Raw genomic sequence first — 22,995 nt, 5'->3', positions numbered from 1 at the left:
TTTATTTAGATTCTGGCTTTAATGCCAAGCTTTTCGTGCATTTTCTTTTTATTCTTATACATGCGCTTGTCGGCAAGCAGATAAACAGCATGGGAGTCCCCGTCAGGGATTTCCGTGCTGTATGCATATCCTGTCGCAACACTTCTTCTATATTCCGGATATAACACATTCTTAACCTCAAGAGCATCCTTTAGTCTGGTGATCATGGTGTCCACGTCGTAAATATTGTTTTTGGTAAGTATGGCAGCAAATTCGTCGCCTCCGATGCGGGATATGAAGCCCTTGTCAGCGAAGCACTGCTGCAAGATGTCTGCAAATTCCTTAAGGTATTTATCGCCTGCGGCATGTCCGTCGTTGTCGTTAATTTCTTTTAATCCGTTCAGGTCAAGACTTATGATGCAGTAGGTCTCATTCCCTTTATCAAGGTCTGCCATATACTTTTCAAAGCGTGATCTGTTGGGAAGATCGGTCAGGCCATCGGCATAGGCAAGATGAGTAAGAGATTCGTACTCTTTCCTTCTTGCATAGGATTCTGATATATATATGAAATAGTTGATAAGTGTTGCAAATACAAAGGCAAGACAGCCCAAGGGAATGAACACCTTAATGAGTTCATTTCCATATATTATGCCGGCCATTTCGATTATATGGAGCACCATACTTAGCAGGAATGAAATAGCAAGGGTTGCCAGTCCTAAAAGCTGTATTTTATCAGATGGCTCAAGCTTCTTTTGGGCTATATCCCTTCTTATGGTTACACACAGGAAAAGAAAACATATCATAGATATGCCCTGGAAGTAGGAGAAGGTTCTGTTTATATGGGCTATACCTGTCGAATGCATAAGCATAAAGAACAGGCATATCATGGTGCTTGTGGCAGCGGTTACCATGAAAATCCAATTCTTGTAGTGCTGCTGGGTGCATCCGATTATCATGTAGATAAGAGGAACAAGCAGATACAAAGCAAAGAACTCGACCTCCGTTGAATGTCCACTTGTTGAGACTAAGAGGTCCGTGAGCCTGAAATAGCAAAGTATCCACACTCCAACATCGATGAATAGCAGAGATGAAAAAAGCTGTGACAGGATTCCGGGTAATCTCCTGTAAAAAATCAGTGTTATCACGCCAAAGGAAAGCCCAAATATAATGAGGAAAATTCCGGTTCCAAGACCCAGAAGATTACCGAATACGTAATGAATCATTATTGATACATAATCCCCATATTTTGGAATGTCAAAATAACTGTAGGAGGCATCTTCGTTAACGTAAAATTCGATGCTGAGCGTATATGGACCATTCAATTTTGGGAGAGTTACGTTATTGTATTTTATACCGATAAATTTATCTGCAGCTATGTAATTTGTGTATTCTCCCTGAACCAGTACGTTGTTGCAGGTTAAGCGCCAGGCACTGTATTTTGACATAAATTGTATGGTGGGAAAAGCAATAGGTTCTGTTATATCAATAGTTCTGGACATTATGATCAGATCGCCTTTTCCAATGGGGCGACCGGGATTTTTTATAAAATCCTTTAAATTCACATTTTCATAGTAGCTTGTGCCCAGCTGAATATCCCATCCATCATCAAGAGTATATATTTTCCTGGAGCTGTTAGGCTTGAAGGTACAGTAGCAGATTACAACCAGAACAATGAATGTGAAAAAGGCGATCATGAGGAAATGCAGACGTTTTCTCATAAGCTGCTTTCACCTCCTTTCTGGCTGATCTTTCCGGAGATGATATCATCAAGGAATTTTGAAAGCTTGTCTTCGTGGTGCTGTTCTTTAATTCTGTACATGCGGGTATCCGCCAAAATAAATACAGAATTTGCATCTGTGAGCTTAGGCTCCGTGCTATAGGCAAATCCGCAGGATGCAGATAGTTTTATTTTTTTATCGGTATCGTTGAAAACAGCCATAAGTGTTTCCATCTTATCAATAAGTTTTTCACAGATTTCGGGCTCCGGATTCTCTATGGCAACAAGGAACTCGTCGCCGCCGGTTCTTCCAATAAGGGCTGAGCCGTAAAAGGCCTGCTTTAATATATCCGCGAAGCAGCGGATCATTCTGTCACCCTCAAGATGGCCCAGTGTATCATTGACGGGCTTTAAGTTATCCATATCAATGCTGATAAGAGCATAGTTTCCTCGAACAGTAGCCATATATTGCATACATTTTGCGCGGTTCATGAGACCGGTAAGAGGATCCGTATAGGCAAGACCCTCAAGATGCTCTTTTACATACGCAGCATTTATATGTTCTATTCCGTGATAGAAATAGAATACGAAAAGGCTCATAACAAAGCACAGCGCTCCAAGGTTCATAAAGGTAATGTTTGTATATGCAACTCCGCCTCCGCCAAATTCGTTGAAAAAATTGTATTTTGCTATATCTATTACACAGCAGAAGATGAAAACTACAAGACCAAGAATAAGGATTGAATCAGATGTCATTCCAGCGTACTCAGGAGAATCCTTTCTTGTCCTATACTGTCTGAAGATATTCATTACCAGCCTTGGAAGAAGAATCGCAGCCTCCAAAATTGCAAGAATATGCAAGATGGATACAAAGTAATTAATATGCACCACGTTTATTAGCTGAAGAATCAGGGTTATCAGAGGAAACAGTATATTTATGGAAATGAAAATCTTAGCCAGTCTGGTATTTAGTTCGGGGTGGGTGGATACAAGGAATACGATGATTGAAAATGGAATGGAATACAGTGTTACATATTCCATTACGCAGAAATAGAAATCATTATCACCGATAAAATTAAACAGGTCATTATAGCACAGGATATAAGATCCCAGATTTAATGAGATCACAGAGCTGAAGATAAGAGACAGATCCTGCCCGTGATACATGAAAAGATAGGATGAAAGAGTAAGCAGCATAAAGCCGAACAGGCACAGAAAGACCCCAATAAAGAGATCAAGGCGCTTACTCTGTAAATAGCTGCGCTCGATTTCAAAGAGATTTCCATAGTAAACAGGGGAGATGCCGGAAAAGGCGTTGTCTTCAGTAACAAAAAAAGATATTTCCACTGTTTTACCTATAGCATTATCAGGTATTGAAATGTAATTGTAGTGCTTGGGAAGTATAAGATTTCTATCGGCGTAGTCCTGACCGTATTCGTAGACTTTTTCTCCATTAATACTTACAGAGACTGCGGATAAAATACTTCTGAACATTATGGCGGCTGCTGGAACAGACGTATCCGGCAGAACATTGGTCATTGTAACAATATCGCCCTTTTTTGTCTGACCAAGATTAAAGTTTTTAAGATGCACGTCCTCATAATGATAATCACCATGACTAACAGACCAGCCGCTATCAAGCTGGATATTGTAATACTCATTTGGTGTGGACAGATATGAGCTGCCAAAAAAAGTAAGTGCTATGGGGAGGAGTATTAAAATAATAGGCAGCAGCCACACGTTTATGTGCAAATAATCACGTAATCTCATGGCCTACTCTCCTGACAATAAGTATAGCAACTTTATGATGGCTATTTATTAAAAAAGGGTTATGTTTTTATGAAAAAAGGAGGCCATTAAAAATGACCTCCGCTGCCTCCGTGCGATGTTCCCGACGATCCGGTATGAGTGGATGAACCGCCGCTGTCTTTTTGAATCTTAGTCTTGTGAAGAGTTTTACGAACAAATCTGTCGTGTTTGCTTGTGAGATGAAGCCCTCCGTCTGCATAGTTGGATGCACCCTTTGCAGGTTGAACGGTCATCAGCTGACCCACAAAGAAAAATAGTACAAGAAGTGAAAATACTATGGCAATTGCAAGGCAGATAAAGAATTTGCCGGGGGTAAATATACCTGATTCATAATCATATCGCAGCTCGTCATCACAGAGAGATATGAATTTATCATAGGCTTCATAATACCTGTTTTCAGAGAGATAGCCCTTTATCTCATCAAATATGTATTCCTGATCAGAGTCAGTATATACATCTATAGCTGTGCCGGTCGTTTCAAATCGCCAGCTTCTGTCCTCCATTGACAGAAGAAAAATGATTCCATTATGTCTTTCGCCGATTCCATAGCCATTGTAGTCATAGAAATCATCGGCATATTCCATTGGCGATCTGTAGTCTGTGGAGGGGACAGTAAGAAGCACAATAGCTGATTCATATGTAGACTGAATGCCATATATTCTTTCTGCCAGGGCCTGCTCCTCATCATCTGTAAGAAGATCTGCGTAATCTACTACAGGATACAGTGAACCGTCAGTAGCGTAGATAGGCTCCACCAGTCCGCTTGCATCAGCTTTTGCAACGGCAGGAATGAATAATGATAGTACCATTGCGGCAAGCAGCACAGGCAGTGCCTGCATTATGTATTTTTTCTTATGTTTACGAATATATTTCATTATTATACGTCCTACTAATTATTTGCTGAAAAAAAGGAACCAGATTGCTATGTTAAGCAGAGTGGCACAGGTAGATGTGCATAGGAAAAGAATCAGAGCCTTTATTTTGCTTACAGGCAAGTCTCCGACAAATTTTCCACTCTGACCATTCATGGCAAAAAGGAAATTCTTATTATTCCAGGTTGTGTTAAGAAGCCATACCGGATACAGGGCGTATTTGTGAGACATGGACACAACCTTGTTGGTTTTGGCCTTTACCGTGGCTGTGCTGTAATCGGAAACCGTGTCTTTAATATCACTTTCCACAGAATCTTCCATGCGTTCAAGTATGTGTGCTTCAGTATCCTTGGCATCTATATCATATCTGTTAGCCAAAAATCCGGCCAGATAACCACTGTTAAAATCCACCGCCTGATTAAAGTCGAAGGGTTCGATGGATTCCATAAGATCATCCGGCATTTCCTTTGAGGCATCGTGAGGCACGTTTTTGAAGCTCTCATCACCTTCTCTGTGGACATCGAAGTATGAGGTTTCGGTATATTCGTAATCTCCGTCACTCCATGAGCGTACATTTGTTGCAGTGAAGTCATAGGTTCCCTTTATCTTACCGCTATAAATCCAGTAAGGGATATAGATTCCTCTGACCTTATCTATATGGTTCTGCTCAAAAAAGGCTTTAGGTAATAAAAGCTTATGCTTTACATAGCCTGAATAAGCTTTCATTGCATCTTCTTTGGTGGTCTTAAAAGGAATTACATAATTTGGTCTAAGATCTCCGGAAAACTTCTCTTTTACTACAACATTATTACTGCAAAAAGGACAGGTTAAGGAGCCTTCAGTTTCAGAAGCAATGATCTCACCACCACAGGACTGGCATGAGTATACTACCATTCCGTTTAATTCTTCCTTGTTCCATTCATTGCTGTCAGCCTTGGCATCCTTGTCCTGCTCTTCCTGTCTAGGTGCTTTGTAATCGCCAACCTTTATCCTTGTGTCACAGAAAGGGCAGGAGAGCATCTGACTTTTTGCATCAAATTCCATTGCCCCGCCACAGGCGGGGCATTCATATTCGGTTAATCCCATAAATAAATCCTTAAATAATCAGAGTAATAAATTACTGGGGTCTGGGTGATCCACAGTTTGAGCAGAAATTGCCGCTGTTAACTGTTCCGCAGGAGCAGGTCCAGTCAGTTGAGGGCTTGGGTGAACCGCAGTTGCTGCAGAAGTTACCGGTGTTTACAGTTCCGCAGGAGCAGGTCCATCCTGCAGCGGGAGCAGCCTGAGGAGCCGGAGCTGCAGCGGGAGCTGCCTGCTGACCCATTGCGAAGAGATTGGCTGCATTAGCGCCGCCTGCCTGCTGAGCCATGTTCATACCTGCAAATGCCATCATAGGGCCTGTTGCTGTGTTCTTAGCAGCATCCTGCATAGCCTGTGCCTGTGCACCAACAAGAGTAGCGGCTGCCATGTTGGGATTTGTATAAACTGCATTCTTCTGCAGTTCCTTGATCATCTTTTCATCTTCTTCAGAAGCATTTACGGAATTGATACCAAAGGTAGAAATCTTGATACCATAGGTCTCACCCCACTTTGAGGAAAGAACTTCATTGAGGGCATCAGCGATCTCTGTGGTGTGTCCGGGAAGTGCGCTGTAGCGTACACCTGTCTCTGAGATCTTGGCAAAAGCGGGCTGAAGAGCTGTAAGAAGCTCACTCTTAAGCTGTGAATCAAGGTTATCACGCTTGTATTCACCCTGGAAGTTGCCGCAAAGATTTGTGTAGAAAAGAATAGGATCAACTATCTTGTAGCTGTACTCACCGTGGCAGCGGATAGCGATATCTACATCAAGACCGATGTTCTTGTCAACAACACGGAAAGGAACAGGATTAGCTGTGCCGTATTTGTTGCCGATGATATCCTTTGTATTTATATAGTAGATTCTCTGATCATTAGCAGTATCGCCGCCAAAGCCAACGCGCTTACCAAACTTTTTAAAGGTCTCTGCAATGTTTGATGAGAGGCTTCCATAGAAAAGAGAAGGCTCTGTGCTTGTGTCATAAACGAATTCACCGGGCTCAGCGCAGATTTCAGTAACCTTTCCCTGATCAACAAGGATCATGCACTGACCATCAGCAACAGCGATGATTGAACCGTTTGAAATGATGTTTTCATTTCCTTTATTGGAGCTTGACTTTCCTGTGCGGCGCTGACCCTTAACAGCAAGTGTATCTGCGGGAAGCGCATCACAATAGAAATAGTCTCTCCAGGAATCTGCAAGAACCCCTGCAGCGGCACCTATACCAGCTTTTAAAATACCCATATAACATATCCTCCTTAAATATATCTTTTTCTTTGAAAAAACTTTACAAAGATTATAGCATATATATGAAGGATTAATTCGCAAATTAGTAGTTAAATTCAGCAGATTAAGGGTGATTATTTCACAAAATAATGTGATAATTAAAAAATGTTGTCCGACAAAGATGAAACAGTGGTAATTTTCAGAGAAAAGTTTATACTTTTTTTATGATTTGGACACAGGAATTTCGCATGTGCACAATTGATTTATATACGTGTTATAAATATAATAGAACAGAACGACTCTGAAAGTAAGGGGAATGTAGATGGATAATAACTTAAACAACAAAAATAATTCCGGCGGTGATAACAGCCCCAGGAAACAAAATATATTGCTTCTGGTTGTGGCAGCGCTTGTGACGATGCTCTTTATGACATATTTCATGCGAGCTATGACATCCACCAGCAATAAGGAGATATCCTACTCGGAATTCATCAACATGATCAAGGAAGAACAGGTTGAGAGTGTTGTAATCGAGAATGACAGGATTAATATTATTCCCAAAGTGGGAAAGAATGAGCTGAAGTTTAATCCTTTTTACGGGTCTGCCACAGTTCTTACATATTACACAGGTAAGGCCGAGGATGATGCTACTCTGACAAAGAGACTTTTAAATGCAGGTATTGAAGTCAGCAGCGAGGTTCCGGATTCATCAGGAGCAATACTTTCATTTGTAATGTATTACATCCTTCCGATTCTTCTCATGTGGCTGATCATTTCCTTTGTGTTCAGACGTATGTCCAAGGGCGGTGGACCGCTTGGCATAGGTAAGAACAATGCAAAGGTATACATGCAGCGTGAAACGGGAGTTACCTTCAAGGATGTAGCAGGCGAGGATGAAGCAAAGGAGTCCCTGGTTGAGGTAGTAGATTTTCTCCATAACCCCGGACGATATGTAAAGATAGGTGCTAAGCTTCCTAAAGGAGCCCTTCTTGTGGGACCTCCCGGAACAGGTAAAACACTTCTTGCAAAAGCAGTAGCGGGTGAAGCACATGTTCCTTTCTATTCTCTTGCTGGTTCTGATTTCATAGAGCTGTATGTAGGTGTTGGAGCAAGCCGCGTTCGTGAGCTTTTTGCTGAGGCAAGTAAAAATGCTCCCTGCATTATTTTCATAGACGAGATAGATGCTATCGGTAGAAGCCGTGATAATAAGTACGGTGGCAATGAAGAACGTGAGCAGACTCTTAACCAGCTTCTTTCAGAGATGGACGGTTTTGATTCATCCAAGGGTGTTCTGGTTCTTGGCGCAACCAACAGACCTGAGATACTTGATAAGGCTCTGCTTCGTCCCGGACGTTTTGACAGACGAATCATCGTTGATAAGCCCGATCTCAAAGGACGTGAAGAGATTCTTAAGGTTCATTCCAAGGATGTAAAAATGGATGAGACCGTTGATCTTAAGGGAATCGCCCTTGCAACAAGCGGTGCGGTTGGTTCAGACCTTGCCAATATGATAAACGAAGCAGCTATCAATGCTGTTAAGGCTCACAGAGAATATGTATGCCAGCAGGATCTTATGGAAGCTGTTGAGCAGGTGCTTGTGGGTAAAGAGAAGAAGGATCGTATCCTCAGTAAAGAGGAGAGAAAGATCGTATCCTATCACGAGGTTGGACATGCACTTATCAGCGCGGTTCAGAAGAATACAGAGCCTGTTCAGAAGATTACTATTGTTCCCAGAACAATGGGAGCTCTTGGCTATGTAATGCAGGTGCCAGAGGATGAGAAATATCTTCAGACTAAGGACGAGCTTTTGGATGATATTATTGTTACCCTTGGCGGACGTGCTGCAGAGGAGGTTATTTTCAATACTGTTACAACCGGTGCGGAGAATGATATCGAGAAGGCAACTTCAATGGCCCGCAGCATGATCACAATGTTTGGTATGAGCGAAAGATTCGGACTTATGCAGCTTGAATCTGTTCAGAACAGATACCTTGACGGAAACAGAGTTCTTAACTGCAGCCAGCAGACAGAATATCTTGTTGATGAAGAGGTTAAGGAGCTCCTTGCAGGATGCTATGAAAAGGCTAAGCAGATAATCCGTGATCACCTTGATTCCATGGATAAGATTGCTCAGTTCCTTATTGAGAAGGAGACTATCACCGGTAAGGAATTCATGAAGATTTACAGGGAGGTTGAGAATATTCCCGAACCTACCGATGAGGAAGCAGAGGCTGCAAAACGTGGAAGAATATATGCTACAAGACCTGAGTCTGCAGCAGTTGGCGAGAATATTCCCACAAAGGAGGAGAGAAAAGCAGCTGAGGCAGTAAGCACTCAGACAACAGCTCCAACCTTTGAGGTGACTGTCGGAGATAATGAGGATCAGAGTGATAATTCTTCGGATGCTAAAGAGGATGAACCACTGATTGATTGGACACCCGATGTTCCGCAGACTGCATTTCAGAATCCTTATCAGGAGAACCCTTCCGCACCTACAGAGAACAGTGCTACTCCAAGCGGTGGACGTTTTTCACATGTGCCTGACAATTTTGATAATAAGTAAACTTATATATAGGGCTGTCGCATTGCGGCAGCCTTAATGCTATTATTTTTATATGGAAGAGAAATTTAACGTACAGGAAGAATTAAAAAAGCTGCCTAATCAGCCGGGCGTTTATATAATGCGTGATGAGAATGATACCATCATGTATGTCGGTAAGGCTATTAACCTCCACAATCGTGTGAGGTCTTATTTTCGTAAGATTGTGGGTCGAGGACCTCAGATAGACAGAATGGTTTCGCAGATAGCCAGGTTTGAGTACATAGTTACAGACTCTGAGCTTGAGGCCCTTGTACTTGAGAACAATCTTATCAAGGAGAACAGCCCCAGATATAACACCATGCTTAAGGATGATAAGACATATCCTTATATAAAGGTAACGGTATCCGAGGATTTCCCAAGAATTCTTTTTTCCAGAATAATGAAAAAGGACAAGTCCAGATACTATGGACCATTTACCAGTGCTGCGGCAGTAAAGGATACTATCGAGCTGATAAACAAGATATATGGTCTTAGGACCTGCAACAGGGTTCTTCCAAGGGATATAGGTGTAGACAGACCCTGCCTTAATTATCATATGGGAAGGTGCTCAGCCCCTTGTGACGGGAAAATATCCAAGGAAGAATATGGACAGAGAATAGCTGGCGCCTTGAATTTCCTTGACGGTAATTATGCTCCTATCATGAAGGATTTATCCGATAAGATGGAGGCTGCTTCGGAGGAACTGAATTTTGAAAGAGCCGCTTATTACAGAGATCTTCTTGCCAGCGTAAGGCAGGTTGCCCAGAAGCAGAAGATGACGGATGCAGCCATGGAAGATAAGGATATTCTTGCCATTGCAGCAGATGAAAATGATGCTGTTGTGCAGGTATTCTTTGTCCGCGACGGAAGACTTATAGGCCGCGAGCATTTTTATATGACGCATATTTCAGGCAATCCCAGAGATGAGATTCTTCTTAACTTTGTGAAGCAGTTCTATGCAGGAACGCCGTTTATTCCAAGAGAGCTAATGCTTCCGGAGCCCATAGAGGACATGGAGATAATCGAGAAGTGGCTCACTGACCGCAAGGGCAGCAGAGTCTATATCAGTGTTCCGGAGCGCGGACAGAAGGAAAAGTTGATGGAACTTGCTGCCCAGAACGCGGAGCTGGTTTTATCCAAGGATAAAGAGAGATTAAAGCGTGAAGAGGGCAGAACCATCGGAGCGGTTAAGGAGATCGAGAGTATTCTTGGAATCAAGGGACTGACAAGAATGGAGGCCTATGATATTTCCAATATCAGTGGCTTTGCCAACGTAGGTTCCATGGTTGTATATGAAAAGGGAAAGCCAAAGAGAAGTGACTATCGTAAGTTCAGAATAAAATCAGTCACAGGCCCCGATGATTATGCCTGCATGAAGGAGGTCCTTACAAGAAGACTTATGCACGGCCTTGAGGAACGACATGAACTTGAGCTTAGGGAAATAGATGCGCAGTACGGAAGCTTTACCAAATTTCCGGATCTGATTCTGATGGATGGCGGACGCGGACAGGTAAATATATGTCTCAGGGTTCTTGATGAGCTTGGGATAAACATTCCCGTGTGCGGAATGGTAAAGGACGATAATCATAGAACAAGAGGCCTTTATTTCAACAATACAGAGCTTCCCATAGACAGACATTCTGAAGGCTTTAAGCTGATCACCAGAATTCAGGATGAGGCCCACAGATTTGCCATAGAATATCACAGGTCCTTAAGATCCAAGGCTCAGGTAAAGAGCTCCCTTGATGATATTCCCGGTGTTGGACCTGCAAGACGCAAGGCTCTGATGAGACACTTTAAGTCAATTGACGAGATCAGAAATGCGGAGGTAGAGGAGCTTAAATCCATTCCGGAGATACCGGAAAACGCCGCAAACGACATTTATAATTACTTTCACAAACAGGGATAATATGGTAAACTGTCTTTGTTTAACAAGGGGGGTAACACATGGCAACAGTAAAGCTTAAAACAGTTGTAAAGAAAATGGAGCTTGAAAATCTCACAAAAGAGATAGATATCTCCAGAATCAGAATTCATCAGCCGGATATTAACAGACCTGCTCTTCAGCTCGCAGGATACTTTGAGCATTTTGAAGCAACAAGATTGCAGGTTATCGGTTTCGTTGAATACACATATATGGAATCAATTCCGGATGCAGACAAGGAGAGGGTATACAGAGAGTTTCTTTCATTTGATATACCGGCAGTAGTTTTCTGCAGAAGTCTTGTTCCGGATCCGTTATTTGTGAGAATAGCCATAGAGGAGCAGGTACCGATAATGGTAACCCAGAAATCCACCTCATCATTTATGGCAGAGATTATCAGATGGCTTAATGTAGAGCTTGCACCCTGCATCTCAATCCACGGCGTTCTTGTTGATGTATATGGTGTGGGTCTTCTTATTACAGGTGAGAGCGGAATCGGTAAATCAGAGGCAGCTCTCGAGCTTATAAAGAGAGGACACAGACTTGTTTCGGATGACGTTGTTGAGATCCGCAAGGTCAGTGATGTAACACTTATCGGTACAGCACCTGATATTACGAGACATTTCATTGAGCTTAGAGGTATTGGTATTGTGGATGTTAAGACACTTTTTGGTGTATCAAGTGTCCGCGATACTCAGAATATCGATCTGGTAATTAAACTCGAAGACTGGGATAAGGATAAGGAATACGACAGACTCGGTCTTGAAGAGGAATACACAGAGTATCTTGGCAACAAGATCGTTTGCCACAGAATCCCGATTCGTCCCGGACGTAATCTGGCTATCATCTGTGAATCGGCAGCAGTTAACCACAGACAGAAGATGATGGGTTACAATGCCGCACAGGAGCTCTATAACAGAGTTCAGAATTCACTTGCCCGTGGGCAGGAAGACGACGACTAAATAAAGCAGAGGAAAACAAAATGGAAAACAACACATCAAGTCTTGTAGAAAAATATGTATTTGGAGTAGATATAGGCGGAACAACCGTTAAGATCGGTCTTCTTGATATGGACGGCCACAAGATAGAGGTTTGGGAGATTCCTACAAGAACAGAGAACAACGGTGAATACGTTCTTCCAGATATTGCAGAAGCTATCCGCAAGAAGATGGAAGACAGAGGTATAAAGGATTCACAGGTAGTAGGTGTCGGTGCAGGCGCACCCGGTCCCTTCAGTGATGATGGAACAATTTTCAAGGCAGTTAACCTTGGCTGGAGCGAGTTCAATATGAAGGATGAGCTTCATAACCTTGTAAAGATGCCTGTTAAGTGCGGTAATGACGCCAACGTTGCAGCTCTTGGTGAGTACTGGATGGGCGGTGGCCAGGGCTACAAGGATATGCTCATGGTTACCCTTGGTACCGGCGTAGGCGGCGGAATCATTCACAACGGTAAGATTTTCAACGGTGCTACAGGTGCTGGCGGTGAGATCGGACATATTCATATTGAGGATGATGAGCCTTTACGGTGTGGCTGCGGTAATCACGGATGCCTTGAGCAGTATGCAAGTGCTACCGGAGCAGTTCTTCTCATGAACAGAGTTCTTGAAGAGAGTGATGAAGAATGTGTTCTTCGCGGTAAGGACTTCGTATGTAAGGACATTTTCGATGCTGCCAAGAACGGAGATAAGCTTGCTAACGTAGCAATTACACGCTATGGTGATTATCTTGGAAAGGGTCTTGCCATGATCGCTTCAACCATTAACCCTGAGATCATCGTATTTGGCGGTGGAGTATCCAAGGCAGGAGATATCCTCTTTGATCTGGTTCGTCCTTCCTTTGAGAAGTATGTTTTCCACGGCGCAAAGAGAACAAAGTTTGCTCTTGCAAAGCTTGGAAATGATGCAGGATTATTTGGAGCAGCTAAGCTGGTTTTGGATTCAATACAGTAAAATGAGATCAGAATTATCAGAAGAATTATCCCGAATAATTTCGGATAAATGCATAATAGAAAATGAAGATTTGAGCAGGCACACCACCTTCAGGATCGGTGGGCCTGCCGATTATTTTGTGAGAATTAATAGTCAAGGTGAGCTGTCTTCGCTTCTTAAGCTGTTTTCAGAGCATAATATGGAGTTTTTCAAGGACTTCTATGTGATTGGAAACGGAAGTAATCTCCTTGTTTCTGACAAAGGCTTTAGAGGCGTTATAGTTTCTCTTGGCGGTGAGTTTTCAGAGATCAGACTTCTTGATGATACACATGTGTCTGCTGGTTCAGCAGCTTTTAATTCAGCTGTTGCCAATATGGCAAAGGATAATTGCCTTACAGGCTTTGAGTTTGCTCATGGAATCCCCGGAACTATCGGCGGAGCACTGATAATGAATGCAGGTGCTTATGGCGGAGAAATGAAGCAGGTTGTACAAAAAGTCTCCATTATGGAGCCTGACGGGACCGTCAGGGTATTTACAGGTGAAGAGGCGGAATTTGGCTATCGAAGCAGTGCATTCAAGAACAGACCCTGCGTAATTCTTGGTGCTGAGATAGAGCTGTCAAAGGGCAATAAGGATCAGATAGAGAGCACCATGAACGAGCTGATGGGCAGAAGGCGTGATAAGCAGCCGCTGGAGTTTCCAAGTGCAGGATCTACCTTTAAAAGGCCTGAGGGAAATTTTGCAGGTAAGCTTATTGAGGAAGCCGGTCTTCGGGGGTACAGTGTTGGAGATGCGCAGGTTTCCGAAAAGCATTGCGGTTTTGTTGTAAATAAAGGTAAAGCGACGTCAGAGGATGTCGATAAACTTATTAAAGATGTACAGAAAAAGGTATTTGAAAATTCCGGAGTGATGCTTGATCCGGAGGTTATCAGACTGGGAGAGTTTTAAGGATGAGAATCGTAATCGTGACCGGTATGAGCGGTGGTGGAAAATCTACTGCAATTCATATGCTTGAAGATGATGGATTTTATTGCGTTGATAATCTTCCGCCGAGTCTGTTTGAGAAATTTATAGAGCTTATATCTGTACCTGACAGTGAAATAACCAAGGTTGCCCTTGGCTTTGATGTGCGCTCCGGACAGCGCTTTGAGGATGCACCAAGGATCATTGAGGAGGCCAGAAAAAGAGGCCTTAATGTCGAGATTCTTTTCCTTGAATGTTCGGATGCTGTCCTTGTAAAGAGATATAAGGAATCCAGAAGACGTCATCCCCTTTCACCTGATGGAAGAATTGAGGACGGTATTACAAAGGAAAGAGAGCTGTTGTCAAAGATTCGTTCACTGGCGGATTATATCATTGATACCTCGCAGCTTCTTACCCGCGAATTTAAGGTAGAGATGGATAAGATTTTTGTGGCTAACGAGAAGCACAATAATCTTATGGTTACAATTCTTTCCTTTGGTTTTAAGCATGGTATTCCTTCGGATGCGGATCTTGTTTTTGACGTGAGATTTTTGCCAAATCCGTTTTATATAGAAGAATTAAAGCATCTTACCGGCAATGATAAAGAGGTTCAGGATTATGTGAAGAGCTTTCCGGAGTGCGGACAGTTTCTGGATAAGCTGACGGACATGCTTGAATTTTTGGTTCCGGGCTATATTAATGAGGGTAAGTACCAGCTCGTAGTGGCAATCGGTTGTACCGGTGGCCAGCACAGATCAGTAACAATAGCGAATGAGATTTATGAAAAGCTTAAGGACAGAAATGAGTTTGGTATTAAGAAATATCACAGGGATCTTAAGCACGCAAGGTAATATATATGTCATTTTCCGGTGATGTGAAAAATGAACTTGAAAAACAGGTTGCTCCGGGGCGTCATTGTCAGCTGGCAGAGATAGCTGCAATACTAATTAATGCAGGGTATGTTGAACGAAAAACCAACGATGAATACAGGGTTTTTCTGGCTGATGACTCCGAGAGGGCGATTAGAAAGTTCTTTACATTATTAAAAAAAGCATTTAATATAGACACTGGTACGCTTGTAGATGGGAGTAAGGAAATAATCGGAGGCAAGGTTTATCGGCTTGTTCTCAATGGTTCCGAGAAACCAATAGCGCTACTTAAGGGAATACACTACTATAACGATGATGGCAGTCTCAGAGATGAGAATTCTGGCGTAAGTCACCAGCTTATAATGAAAGCCTGCTGTAAAAGAGCGTTTTTACGTGATTCCTTTTTGTGTATAGGCTCTATAAGCGATCCCAGCAAATCTTATCATCTGGAGTTTTCCTGTGGCAGCATGAAGCTTGCTGAGGAGATCAGGGAGATGATAGAAAGCTTCGATATCGAGGCAAAGATTATACAGCGCAAGAAGTATTACGTTGTGTACATCAAGGAGAGTACATCAATTGTAGATCTTCTTAATGTTATGGAAGCACCTGTCAGTCTGATGAATATGGAGAATGAGCGCATCGTCAAGGAAATGCGAGGCGCCATTAACAGAAGAGTTAACTGTGAGACAGCTAACATTACCAAGACGGTTAACGCTGCATCAAGACAGACGACAGATATTTTATATCTCCGGGATCATTACGGATTTGAAAATCTTCCGGAGAGCTTAAGGGATATGGCAGAGGCCAGGCTTCAGTATCCCGATGCAACATTATTGGAACTTGGGAAGTACCTTGATCCACCTGTTGGAAAATCAGGAGTAAATCACAGGTTGAGAAAGCTTAGCGAATTGGCAGAGAAGCTAAGAGGTTAATTTACTAAGTTTGAGGAGGAAAATTATGATATCAAAATCTATCGAAATCAAGCTTCCGGGTGGCCTTGAAGCTCGTCCGGTTGCAGAGCTGGTTCAGCTTGCAAGCCGTTATGACAGTACTGTTCATATCGAGGCTCAGTCTAAGAAGGTTAATGCCAAGAGTATTATGGGCATGATGACTCTTAGTCTTAACAGTGGTGAAGAGGTTACTGTAATAGCTGACGGACAGGATGAAGAGGACGCTGTTAAGGGAATGGAGAGCTTTCTTTTGGGAGAGCTTCAGCTTTCATAACGGATTTTGTTTTTATAATGGAATTAACCCATCTGATTTCATATAATGAGATTAGATGGGTCATTTTTTTAATGAGGTACGGTATGAATAAGAAAAAAATGCTTTTCATTTACAATCCGAAGGCTGGTAAGGAGCGTATTCGAAGCAATCTTATTGATATAATTGATGTTTTTGCCAGAGGCGGATATGATATTACGGTTTATCCCACTAAGGAGCGGGGAGATGGAACGACAGCAGTCATGGAATATGATGACAGCTATGATATCATAGCGTGCAGTGGCGGTGACGGTACCCTTGATGAGATTGTGAGCGGAATGTGGAAGTCAAAAAGAAAGACTCCCATAGGCTATGTTCCTGCAGGCTCCACAAATGATTTTGCGGTAAGCCTTGGAATTCCGTCCCAGATGCATGAAGCGGCAAAAACAATCGTAAACGGTAACGAATATGCCTGCGATATAGGAATCATGAATGATGAAACCTTCGTTTACATAGCAGCTTTTGGACTTTTTACGGATGTTTCATACCAGACAAGGCAGGATGTTAAGAATATTTTAGGACACATGGCATATATTCTTGAAGGCGCAAAAAGGCTTTCTGAGATAAGTTCTTACCATATGAAGGTTACTACCGATGAAGGAGTTATTGAGGACGATTTTGTATTTGGAATGGTAACAAATTCCAGATCTGTGGGAGGATTTAAGGATATAACCGGTAAGAATGTTACCATGGATGACGGAGTTTTTGAGGTCACTCTGGTAAAGCTTCCTGATAATATGCTGGATATGAGTAATCTTCTTGCAGCATTTATTAACAGGGATATTAATACAGAGCTTATGTATTGCTTTAAGACGAAGCATATTGAGTTTGATTCTAAGGAAAGCATTTCCTGGACAAGGGATGGAGAGTTTGGCGGTAACCATACTCATGTGGATATCAGGAATGAGAACAAGGTCATTAATATAATGATTCCCTAATACATACGTTCATTTTTTGTTCATAAAACGTTTAAAGACTATTTACTTCAAATCATATCTTAGACATTTATTTTCGCTATACTAAAGATGTCAGATGAAGAAAGGCAATACCAATTATAATAACTTTTTCATAATAAGCCAAGGAAACACGAGTTTCCTTGGCTTCCTCCCTTTTATAGGACTTTTTGATATTACACTGTCTCCGGTTCCGGATAATCTACGCCAAATGTTTCAACAGTAACCTTTTCCATAACCTGATCCTCTAAGGGACGATCATTCCAGTCTGTTTTTGTCTCAGCAATCTTATTAACAACGTCCATACCTTCGATGACCTTACCGAAAGCAGCATAAGCGCCATCAAGGTGAGGTGCATTTTTATGCATGATAAAGAACTGTGAACCTGCGGAATCAGGAATCTGTGTGCGTGCCATTGAAAGTACGCCCTCTGTGTGAAGAAGATCATTCTTAAAGCCGTTCTGTGAGAACTCGCCCTTTATCTCGTAGCCCGGGCCACCCATTCCTGTGCCTTCGGGATCGCCGCCCTGAAGCATGAAGCCCTTGATAACACGGTGGAAAATAACACCGTCATAGAAATTGTGATTGATAAGTGAAATGAAGTTGTTTACAGTGTTAGGTGCGATTTCGGGATAAAGCTCAGCCTTGATTACATCGCCGCCCTTCATTGTAATTGTAACGATAGGATTTTTGTTTTCAGACATATTTTTCTCCTTAATGAAAACGATTTTTTAATGTAAATGATATAGGGTTTTCATGGAACAAACCCGGGATTAATTATACAATAATTAGTAGAATAAAAATACAGATAAAAAGGCGTTACAATGCTTAAAGAAATCATTTTTTGCATAAAGAACGATAAGGATGAAGGGTTTGTTTCAAGGATTCTTGAGACCGCTTCATATATAAAGACTGAAGGAATCGGCAGCAGAGCTGTATACCCGAATAATATGGCCTGCAGTAAGGAGAATCTTGTGATTTCTCTATTGAGTGATACTGCAGAAGAAAAGCCGGAAGATGTGCTTTTTCTTACCGATTCATCAGAGTTTGCAGTGGACCTGATATCAGGCGGAGGATATGTTGTAGGTATTAGCTATGAGGGCAATACCGATGAGCGCTTTGAAGGTATTAAGTACGTTTTTACGGAAATAGAGGAAGTGGGGATGGATTCCTTTATAAAGGCCTATCAGCGCTATGCACATCTACCGTGGGATATCCTTACAACAGACAGATGCCTTATCAGGGAAACCACTGTTGAAGATGTGGATGTTTTTTATGAGCTGTATGCAGATCCCGAGATGACCAGATACATGGAAGGGTTGTTTGCAGATCCCGAAGATGAGAAAAAATATCAAAGAGATTACATAGAAAAGGTTTATGGTCTTATGGGGTTTGGAACCTGGACCGTGGTTCTTAAGGAGACCGGGGAGATCATTGGACGTGCCGGATACAGCGTCAGAAACGGCTTCGATGATATAGAGATCGGATTTTTAATAGGAACTGCTTATCAGAGAAAGGGGTACGCCTACGAGGTTTGTAAGGCGATTTTGGATTATGGAAGAGATATCCTTCAGTTTGAAAGAGTCCTTGCCTTTGTAAAAGCCGAGAATACAGTCTCAATCCATCTTTGCGAGAAACTGGGCATGGTAAAAGCCGGAGAGGCTGATATTGAAGAGAATATTTATGGTGATGAATATCACGACGGAACGCGCATACCTGCGCAGGAAATGCACTTTGGAAAGTATGTAAAGATGGCGATAGAATTCTAAAAAATTAAGATTTTTTGCGGATTATTTCTGAGTTTGTCCACAAGAAGTTATATCTTGTCTATATCTTGCAGTTGATATTTAGGTTTATTTCAGTTACGATACTTATGATAGAGAGGGATAAATTATTACGTAGTACCTGAGACATTAGGAGGTATGGATGGATTCAAAAGAAATCTTTTCGTTAATTGCAGGCCTTATCGGAGGACTTGCGCTATTTCTGTATGGAATGAATGTAATGAGCGGTGGTCTTACCAAGACTGCCGGCGGTAAGCTGGAGACGGTTCTCAGTAAAGTAACCAGTCACCCGATCATAGCTTATCTTTTCGGCGTTGGAGTAACTGCTCTTGTACAGTCATCATCTGCGTCAACCGTAATGGTTGTCGGTCTTGTTAATTCAGGAATCATGACTTTAAAGGAAGCGGTAAATGTTATTCTTGGTGCTAACCTTGGTACCACCTTTACTGCATGGCTGCTTTCATTAAATGCTATCAGCAGTGACAATTTCATAATCAATTTATTAAAACCCACGTCATTTACACCATTTCTTGCACTTATCGGTATTGTTCTTTACATGTTTTCCAAGAATGATAAAAAGAACAACATCGGTCTTATACTTATCGGATTTTCAGTATTGATGTTTGGAATGAGTATGATGTCTGAGGCTGTATATCCTCTCCGCAGCAGCGAAAGCTTCCAGACAATCATCATGACCTTCAGCAATCCTGTTATCGGCTTCCTGGTAGGTGTGCTCTTTACAATGGTAATTCAGAGCTCTGCAGGAACCATCGGTGTAATGCAGGCTTTGTCTGCGTCGGTAAGCATCACCTACAGTGTTGCACTTCCCGTAGTAGTTGGTGCCGAGGTTGGAACCTGTATAACAGCAATTCTTTCATCACTTGGAGCAAATAAAAACGGTAAGAGAACAGCTCTTATGCACCTTTATTTCAACGTAATAAAAGCTGTTTCCTTTATGATCATTTTCTACACAATACATTCCTTTGTGAATTTTGCATTTATGAGCAGTCAGGCAGGAATGGTAGGCATAGCTTCTATTCATACACTTATTAACCTTGTGGCTACGCCTCTTATGCTTCCTTTCTCGGGACTCCTTGTTCAGATGGCATTAAGGACTATTCCTATTGATGAAAAAGAGCGTGAAGAGCAGCAGGATATGCAGAATATCACCAAGCTGGACGAGCGTTTCCTTACAAACCCGCCCTTTGCTCTTGAGCAGTCAAGACAGGTTGCTATGGATATGGCTGAATTCTCAAGGGAAGGTCTTGAAAAGGCCACATCTCTGATTGATGAGTATAATCCAGAGGTTGCTGATGAAGTAAGACGTATCGAGGAGAAGGTTGACAGATATGAGGATCAGCTGGGTACCTACCTTATGCAGATCAACAACCACCATCTTGCGGAGAAGGATTCAAGAACCCTTTCAATCATCCTTCACTGCATCACGGATTTTGAGCGTATCAGTGATCATGCATTGAATATTGCACAGACAGCCCGCGTAATGAACGAGAAGAACGAGAAGTTCTCAAGTAAAGCTAAGGAAGAGCTTAAGACCTTCTCAAGTGCGGTAAGAGAAATAGTAGAGCTTTCATTCCAGTCCTTTGCGAATCAGGATCTTAAGCTGGCACAGTCTGTAGAGCCTCTTGAAGAAGTAATAGACGGAATCAACATGGAGGTCAAGAGACGCCATGTCAGAAGACTTCGCAAGGGAAAGTGCACCATAGATATGGGCTTTATCCTCTCGGATCTCGGTACCGATTTTGAGCGTATAGCAGACCACTGTAGCAATATCGCAGTATGCATCCTTGAAGTAAGCGAAGGAATGTTTGATACTCACGAGTATCTTGAACACCTTAAGGCTGAAAAGAACAAGGAATTTGAGATCGCTGTAGATCTGTATGAGAGAAAATACAGACTTCCTGCTGTTAAGAGGGGCTTTGACGATGAGGATGATATCAGTCCTTCCTTCATAGAGGATCATGAGACTATTGTAAATATCATGAGAGCTGATGATCAGGAGATAATCGATGAAGCTGTTTCAGCTGCCGAAAAGAAGAAAGAAAAGTTTGTTGATAAGGCAAAGGATGCAGTAAAGGAAAAGGTAAAAGACAAGTCAAAGGAAAAGGTAAAGGAAAAGAGCAAGAAGAAAAAAGATAAGTAATGTTTTTGTGCTTTAGTTTTTGTTTTAGTTAAGAAAGGAAATTTATGAGTACCAGAGTTATTGAATTAAAAAGAAGTGTATTTGAGAGTAATGATGAGAGAGCAGAGCTTCTTAGAGGCGAGCTTAAGGATAAGGGGATTTTCCTTCTGAACCTTATGTCATCTCCCGGATCAGGAAAAACAACAACACTTAAGGCTACTATCGCAGAGCTTAAGGATAAATACAAGATAGGCGTAATGGAAGCAGATATCGATTCAGATGTTGATGCACAGAAGATTGCTGAGACCGGTGTTAAGGCTATTCAGCTCCACACAGGCGGAATGTGCCACCTTGATGCTGATATGACAAGACAGGGTCTTGATGCACTTGTAGAGGGTGACGTTGAGCTTGCAATTCTTGAGAACGTAGGAAACCTTGTTTGCCCTGCTGAATTTGATACAGGTGCTTCAAAGAATGCAATGATCCTTTCCGTTCCGGAGGGACATGATAAGCCCCTTAAGTATCCACTTATGTTCAGCATCTGCGACGTTGTTCTTATCAATAAGATTGATGTTGCTCCTTATTTTGACTTTGATCTTGAGAAGTGCAAGGAGTATATCCACATGAGAAATCCCAAGGCTGAGATCATCCCTATCTGTGCTAAGACAGGCGAGGGAGTTGATAAGTTTGCCAAGTGGCTCAGTGATCAGATTGAAGATTGGAAAAAATAATGCTTCAGGGAAGAATTCATTCAATAGAGACCTTCGGTTCGGTAGACGGACCGGGGGTCCGTTTTATCATATTTTTAAAGGGCTGTAACCTTAGATGTAAGTATTGCCATAATGCCGACACCTGGAATCCTGAGTCAAATGATCTTAGGACAGCTGATGAGCTTCTTGATAAGGCTGAGAGGTATAAGAGCTACTGGGGTGATGAGGGCGGCATAACAGTCAGCGGCGGAGAGCCGCTTCTTCAGATGGATTTCCTCAGGGAGCTTTTTTCAAAGGCAAAGGAGCGCGGAATAAATACCTGCATCGACACTGCAGCTGAGCCCTTTACCAGAGAAGAACCTTTCTTTTCAGAGTTCAATGCGCTTATGAAAGATACGGATCTCTTGCTGGTGGATATCAAGCATATCGATAATGATGAGCATATTAAGCTTACAGGTAAGCCAAATGAGAATATCAAGGACTGCCTTAGATATTTATCGGAAATAGATAAGCCTGTTTGGATAAGACATGTGCTTGTTCCGGGAATCACGGATAATGATGAATATCTAAAGAAGACAAGAGAATTCTTGGATACACTCAGCAATGTAAAAAGGATAGATGTCCTTCCTTATCATTCTCTTGGACAGTTTAAGTGGGAAGAACTTGGGATCCCCTATCAGCTTCAGGGAGTTGAGGCGCCTTCTGCGGAGAGAATTGAAAACGCCAAGAGGATTCTCGGCGCAAATTAAAGAATAATAGAACAAACGAAAAAAACTAACAAGAAAAATATAAATTATGTTAAAAAATTGCCAAAGTTGACAAAAGTTATCAGCTTTGGCGTTTTTTTTGCGGTTTTAGGTTGAAATGTTAAGCGGTATATGTAAAAATTCCATCTTTGACACCTAAAAAGCCGCAATCCCAGTATACATCTAGGATTACGGCTTTATTTTAATTTCGTGAAAAGCGTAATGCTGCGTAAACTTGTCTGAAATGGAAGCCTTGCCTACGGCAAGCCTCTGAATTTATGTTGTAGCCGGGCATCTATGCCAGGCCTAAGTTCATATCCGCTTGATTACCTTTTTATCATGAGCCATATATCTGTCAAGGCTGCAAAGCACCGCTGCGCGGCTACGGCCTTGACAGATATATGGCTCATGAGGATTATTTAGCAAGCGGATATGAACTAAGAGTGTCCGTCAGT

At 42.1% G+C, this 22,995-nt stretch carries 19 protein-coding genes; 13 read left to right on the top strand and 6 right to left on the bottom strand.

Annotation, left to right across the window (positions count from 1 at the left end):
• Positions 1–5: 5 nt before the first annotated feature.
• The 5 genes from G608_RS0112380 to G608_RS0112360 all read right to left on the bottom strand — a co-directional run bounded on the left by G608_RS0112380 (position 6) and on the right by G608_RS0112360 (position 6,697).
• Entirely contained in the window at positions 6–1,697 is a 1,692-nt protein-coding gene (locus G608_RS0112380; RefSeq protein WP_026496296.1) for a GGDEF domain-containing protein, read from the bottom strand.
• Complete coding sequence (locus tag G608_RS0112375; RefSeq protein WP_026496295.1) at positions 1,694–3,466, bottom strand: GGDEF domain-containing protein; 1,773 nt, start codon at positions 3,464–3,466, stop codon at positions 1,694–1,696. Before G608_RS0112375 ends, G608_RS0112380 begins: the two co-directional genes overlap by 4 nt.
• A gap of 86 nt (positions 3,467–3,552) precedes the next feature.
• Complete coding sequence (locus G608_RS0112370; protein ID WP_081677420.1) at positions 3,553–4,380, bottom strand: TPM domain-containing protein; 828 nt, start codon at positions 4,378–4,380, stop codon at positions 3,553–3,555.
• A gap of 18 nt (positions 4,381–4,398) precedes the next feature.
• Positions 4,399–5,463: a hypothetical protein gene (locus tag G608_RS0112365; RefSeq protein ID WP_026496293.1), complete on the bottom strand. Its 1,065-nt coding sequence runs from the start codon at positions 5,461–5,463 to the stop codon at positions 4,399–4,401.
• Between the two features lie 31 nt (positions 5,464–5,494).
• Positions 5,495–6,697 carry an SPFH domain-containing protein gene (locus G608_RS0112360; RefSeq protein WP_026496292.1) on the bottom strand — a complete coding sequence of 401 codons (1,203 nt, stop codon included), beginning with the start codon at positions 6,695–6,697 and terminating at the stop codon, positions 5,495–5,497.
• Positions 6,698–7,001: 304 nt separating this feature from the next.
• On the opposite strand from G608_RS0112360, the gene ftsH reads away from it, so the two are divergent.
• The 9 genes from ftsH to G608_RS0112315 all read left to right on the top strand — a co-directional run bounded on the left by ftsH (position 7,002) and on the right by G608_RS0112315 (position 17,145).
• Positions 7,002–9,242, top strand: coding sequence for an ATP-dependent zinc metalloprotease FtsH (gene ftsH / locus G608_RS21075; protein ID WP_081677419.1), 2,241 nt, complete (start codon positions 7,002–7,004; stop codon positions 9,240–9,242).
• A 52-nt stretch (positions 9,243–9,294) separates the two neighbouring features.
• Positions 9,295–11,169, top strand: coding sequence for an excinuclease ABC subunit UvrC (gene uvrC / locus G608_RS0112350; RefSeq protein ID WP_026496291.1), 1,875 nt, complete (start codon positions 9,295–9,297; stop codon positions 11,167–11,169).
• Between the two features lie 38 nt (positions 11,170–11,207).
• Positions 11,208–12,146: an HPr(Ser) kinase/phosphatase gene (gene hprK, locus G608_RS0112345; RefSeq protein WP_026496290.1), complete on the top strand. Its 939-nt coding sequence runs from the start codon at positions 11,208–11,210 to the stop codon at positions 12,144–12,146.
• 20 nt (positions 12,147–12,166) lie between these two features.
• A complete protein-coding gene (locus tag G608_RS0112340; RefSeq protein WP_026496289.1) occupies positions 12,167–13,135 on the top strand; it encodes an ROK family glucokinase in 969 nt (322 codons plus the stop codon).
• 1 nt (position 13,136) lies between these two features.
• Positions 13,137–14,063 (top strand): UDP-N-acetylmuramate dehydrogenase, encoded by a 927-nt coding sequence (gene murB / locus G608_RS0112335; protein ID WP_051209289.1) that lies wholly within the window; start codon positions 13,137–13,139, stop codon positions 14,061–14,063.
• Between the two features lie 2 nt (positions 14,064–14,065).
• Positions 14,066–14,929 carry an RNase adapter RapZ gene (rapZ, locus tag G608_RS0112330; RefSeq protein ID WP_026496287.1) on the top strand — a complete coding sequence of 288 codons (864 nt, stop codon included), beginning with the start codon at positions 14,066–14,068 and terminating at the stop codon, positions 14,927–14,929.
• Between the two features lie 5 nt (positions 14,930–14,934).
• Positions 14,935–15,879 (top strand): DNA-binding protein WhiA, encoded by a 945-nt coding sequence (gene whiA, locus G608_RS0112325; RefSeq protein WP_026496286.1) that lies wholly within the window; start codon positions 14,935–14,937, stop codon positions 15,877–15,879.
• Between the two features lie 25 nt (positions 15,880–15,904).
• Entirely contained in the window at positions 15,905–16,171 is a 267-nt protein-coding gene (locus tag G608_RS0112320; RefSeq protein WP_026496285.1) for an HPr family phosphocarrier protein, read from the top strand.
• 83 nt (positions 16,172–16,254) lie between these two features.
• Positions 16,255–17,145 carry a diacylglycerol/lipid kinase family protein gene (locus tag G608_RS0112315; protein WP_026496284.1) on the top strand — a complete coding sequence of 297 codons (891 nt, stop codon included), beginning with the start codon at positions 16,255–16,257 and terminating at the stop codon, positions 17,143–17,145.
• Positions 17,146–17,336: 191 nt separating this feature from the next.
• On the opposite strand, the gene G608_RS0112310 is transcribed toward G608_RS0112315, so the two are convergent.
• The gene (locus G608_RS0112310) at positions 17,337–17,864 is read right to left on the bottom strand and encodes a peptidylprolyl isomerase (RefSeq protein WP_035795537.1); all 528 of its coding nucleotides are present in this window, start codon (positions 17,862–17,864) and stop codon (positions 17,337–17,339) included.
• 120 nt (positions 17,865–17,984) lie between these two features.
• On the opposite strand from G608_RS0112310, the gene G608_RS22525 reads away from it, so the two are divergent.
• The 4 genes from G608_RS22525 (at position 17,985) to pflA (ending at position 22,543) form a co-directional block, all read left to right on the top strand.
• Positions 17,985–18,929, top strand: coding sequence for a GNAT family N-acetyltransferase (locus G608_RS22525; protein WP_051209286.1), 945 nt, complete (start codon positions 17,985–17,987; stop codon positions 18,927–18,929).
• A 157-nt stretch (positions 18,930–19,086) separates the two neighbouring features.
• On the top strand, positions 19,087–21,105 hold the full coding sequence (locus G608_RS21065) for a Na/Pi cotransporter family protein (RefSeq protein ID WP_081677418.1): 2,019 nt from the start codon (positions 19,087–19,089) through the stop codon (positions 21,103–21,105).
• 44 nt (positions 21,106–21,149) lie between these two features.
• Positions 21,150–21,815 (top strand): hydrogenase nickel incorporation protein HypB, encoded by a 666-nt coding sequence (gene hypB / locus G608_RS0112295; RefSeq protein WP_026496282.1) that lies wholly within the window; start codon positions 21,150–21,152, stop codon positions 21,813–21,815.
• Complete coding sequence (pflA, locus tag G608_RS0112290) at positions 21,815–22,543, top strand: pyruvate formate-lyase-activating protein (RefSeq protein ID WP_081677417.1); 729 nt, start codon at positions 21,815–21,817, stop codon at positions 22,541–22,543. Before hypB ends, pflA begins: the two co-directional genes overlap by 1 nt.
• The last annotated feature ends 452 nt before the right edge of the window (positions 22,544–22,995 follow it).

It is taken from the genome of Butyrivibrio sp. WCD3002, assembly GCF_000424265.1.
Taxonomy (GTDB): domain Bacteria; phylum Bacillota; class Clostridia; order Lachnospirales; family Lachnospiraceae; genus Butyrivibrio.
This window is presented reverse-complemented; position numbering and strand designations above follow the sequence as displayed.